This is a genomic window from Roseomonas sp. TAS13 (assembly GCF_001950415.1).
In the GTDB taxonomy this organism is placed as follows: domain Bacteria; phylum Pseudomonadota; class Alphaproteobacteria; order Acetobacterales; family Acetobacteraceae; genus Roseomonas; species Roseomonas mucosa.
Genome location: NZ_BDLP01000431.1, coordinates 1 through 3359, shown reverse-complemented (window position 1 = coordinate 3359; position 3359 = coordinate 1). Strand labels below are relative to the sequence as shown.

Here is a 3359-nt window from a genome sequence, read left to right as displayed (position 1 = left end):
GCCGCCGCGCCGGGCAGGCGCCCCCCCTCCAGCCACGGCTTCCCCAGCCCTTCCCACAGCGCCGGCCGGGCCGCCTGGATCTCTCCGGGCGGCAGGGCGAGGCGCGCCGGCACGGCGAGGGTCATGTCATGCAGCGTCACCACCCCCGGCACCCGCCGCAGCGCGCGCAGCACGAAGGCATGGCCGGGATTGTTGCCGAGCTGGTGCAGCGCCCTCGCCCCCGGGGGAATGGCAGCCCCGGCGGCCTCCTCCGATTCGCGGATGTCGCAGTCATAGGCGCCGGAAAGCGCGTCAGTCAGGGCCCGGGCGTAATCGGCGATCCCGTTCCGGATCGGCGGCATCGGGGAAAAGACGTGCAGCCTGCGTCGCAGAAGCCTGATCTCCGGCCTGAAGGGAGGGCACTCTCGCCCAATGGTTGATGATTGATTAACCTCTCAGGATGATTGCGTCATGTCCATCTGGGCCCATCCCGTTCAGGTAGCAGGGCGCCATGCCGGAGCAGGAGAGGAACACGGTTTGACGGATGCTGGGCCGAGGCCTCCCGCCTTCGAGCATGCGGGACTGGAGACAGGCCTCCTGCGCCTGCGCTGCGTGACGCCGGGCCGGCTGGAGGCGCCCCTGATCGCCTGGCTGGGCGGCATGGAGGCCGGCCGCGCCGAACTGCCGGAAGGCTCCGTCGGGTTCCAGCCCGGCGACCCGCTCACGCTCCGTATCGGCCGCCTGCCCTGCGCCGCACCCGGCGAGATGCTGCGCTTCGCTTGCCCCGGCGGCGGCGGGGACCTGGTGCCGCCCCTCGCCCTGGCGGACGGGCGCGTGGCCTGGGCGCTGCTCGGCCCAGGCGAGCCGACGGTGGAGGCTCTGGAGGCCCGCCAGGGCGTGCTGCACGGCCGGCTGGTGAACGCGGTGAACGGGCTCTTCGCCCCGCCCCTCTCCGCGCGGGTGAACGGCGCCCTGCCGCGCGCCATCGTGGCGGAACCGCCCCCTCCCCGGCCCGACGGCGCCTCGGTGATCCGCTTCGCCCTGTCGCTGCGGCCAGAGGAGATCGGCGAGGCGGGGCTGAGCGTGGAGATCCGCGCGGAAGGGGTGGAGGCACCCCTCGCCCGCTGGGCCCTCGCGCCGGTCGTGTTGCAGGAGGCCGAGACCCTGGCCGGGCTCGCGGCAAGGCTACGCCGCCTGGAACAGGCCAGCACTCTGCGGGATGCACGGCTGCGCCTGGACCTCGACCACGGCTTCGCCACGCGCGACGCCCGCTTCGAGGCTTTCGTGGAGCATGTGGTCGGACTGATCGCCGGCGGCGGCCCGGAAGGCGGCCGGATCGCCGCGCCCGATGACAGGATCGAAGGCCTGCTCACCCCCCTGCGTGCCCTGCTCGACGAGGCCACGCCGCCCCCGGCCGTGCTGCCGGCGGAACGGCGCCTCGGCCCCGGCGACGGCGCCTTCACCCTGGGCTGGCACCCGCCGGAGGAAGCCTTCCGCTGGATGGGACCGAGCGGCATGGTCGAGAATCCGGACCCCTGGCGCCCGGTGCGCGCGGTGCGGCTGCGGGTCGCGCAGGTCTATGGCAGCGACCGGCCGCGCCTGCTGGCCAGCCTCGATGCCCGCCACGCACCGCTGCGCCTGCAACCGGTGGAGGGTGGGACGGAGGTGCTGATCGTGCCCGAGGAGGCGCTGGCCTTCGACGTGCTGCGCCTCGACAGCCTCACCCATGGCAGCCCGGCGCGCGAGGGCCGGGGCGACGACACGCGGGAACTCTCGCTCGCCGTGGCGGAGGTGGTCTTCGTCTATGCCGGGGATGGCGGCGGGCCGTGACCCGCCGCCCCGGGGCTGATGGAGCCTGACGGCTCAGCCCGCGAAGGGATCGCTCATCAGGATGATGTCGTCGCGCTCCGGGCTGGTGGAGAGCATCGTCACCGGCGCCTCGACCAGTTCCTCGATGCGGCGGACATATTTCACCGCCGTCGCCGGCAGCTCGGCCCAGGAGCGCGCGCCCTTGGTGCTCTCGCTCCAGCCTTCCATGGTCTCGTAGACCGGCTCGACCTTGGCCTGGGCGGCGGCGGAGGCCGGCAGGCGCTTCACCACCTCCCCATCCAGCCGGTAGCCGGTGCAGACCTTGATCTCCTTGAGCCCGTCCAGCACGTCCAGCTTGGTCAGCACCAAACCCTGCACGCCGCCGACCTTCACCGCCTGCCGAACCAGCGTGGCGTCGAACCAGCCGCAGCGGCGCGGACGCCCGGTGACGGTGCCGAACTCGCGGCCCCGCTCGCCCAGGCGCTTGCCGATCTCGTCATGCAGCTCCGTCGGAAACGGCCCGGAGCCGACGCGGGTGGTGTAGGCCTTGGCGATGCCCAGGACCATGCCGACCGCGTGCGGCCCGACGCCCGCCCCCGCCGCGGCATTGCCCGCCACGGTGTTGGAGGAGGTGACGAAGGGATAGGTGCCGTGGTCCACGTCCAGCATCACCGCCTGCGCGCCCTCGAACAGCACGCGCTTGTTCTCGGTGCGGGCGGCGTCCAGGCGCTCCCAGGCCGGCTCGGCGAAGGGCAGCAGCTTCGGCGCCAGCGCCAGCAGGTCCTTGAGCAGGTCCTCCTTGCGGAACTCCTCGGCGCCCAGGCCGCGCAGCAGCGTGTTGTGGTGCAGCAGCAGCTCGTCCAGCTTGGCCGAGAGGATCGCCTCGTCCGCCAGGTCGCAGAGGCGGATGGCGCGGCGCGCCACCTTGTCCTCATAGGCCGGTCCGATGCCGCGGCCCGTGGTGCCGATCTTGTTCTCGCCCCGCGCCGCCTCGCGCGCCTTGTCCAGCGCCGGGTGCAGCGGCAGGATCAGCGGCACGTTCTCGGCGATGCGCAGGTTGTGCGGGCCGACCTCCAGCCCCTGCTTGCCGACCTTCTCGATCTCGCTCAGCAGCGCCACCGGGTCCAGCACCACGCCATTGCCGATGATGCCCAGCTTGCCGCGCACCACGCCGGAGGGCAGCAGGCTCAGCTTGTAGGTCTGGTTGCCCACCACCAGCGTGTGGCCCGCATTGTGGCCACCCTGGAAGCGGACGACGATATCGGCGCGGCTGGCCAGCCAGTCCACGACCTTGCCCTTGCCCTCGTCGCCCCACTGGGCGCCGATCACGGCGACATTGGCCATGTTCAGTCCTTTCCGGAAACCGGCGCGGCGGCGCCGTCGAATGGCACGGCCTCCCGGCCATGCAGGATATGGGAACAACGCAGGCGACGCGGATCGTCGTCCCGCGACAGCGCCTGCACGGTGACGAAGCCCCGCGCCCGCAGCGCGGCCCCGGCGGCGGGATCGGCGCCCGCCGGCAGGAAGCTGTCTCTTGATCACATCTACGCACAGCTCCACCGTAAGGCGAA

General features: G+C 72.6%; 3 protein-coding genes. 1 reads left to right on the top strand and 2 read right to left on the bottom strand.

Going from position 1 to position 3359, the window contains the following annotated elements:
* On the bottom strand, positions 1-341 hold a 341-nt coding region (locus ROTAS13_RS21545), incomplete at its 3' end, for a hypothetical protein (protein WP_216348710.1).
* 175 nt (positions 342-516) lie between these two features.
* Between ROTAS13_RS21545 and ROTAS13_RS21540 the strand changes: the two genes are divergently transcribed.
* On the top strand, positions 517-1809 hold the full coding sequence (locus ROTAS13_RS21540; RefSeq protein ID WP_075823368.1) for a hypothetical protein: 1293 nt from the start codon (positions 517-519) through the stop codon (positions 1807-1809).
* A gap of 33 nt (positions 1810-1842) precedes the next feature.
* On the opposite strand, the gene ROTAS13_RS21535 is transcribed toward ROTAS13_RS21540, so the two are convergent.
* A complete protein-coding gene (locus tag ROTAS13_RS21535; protein ID WP_019459990.1) occupies positions 1843-3132 on the bottom strand; it encodes an adenylosuccinate synthase in 1290 nt (429 codons plus the stop codon).
* Positions 3133-3359 lie beyond the last annotated feature (227 nt).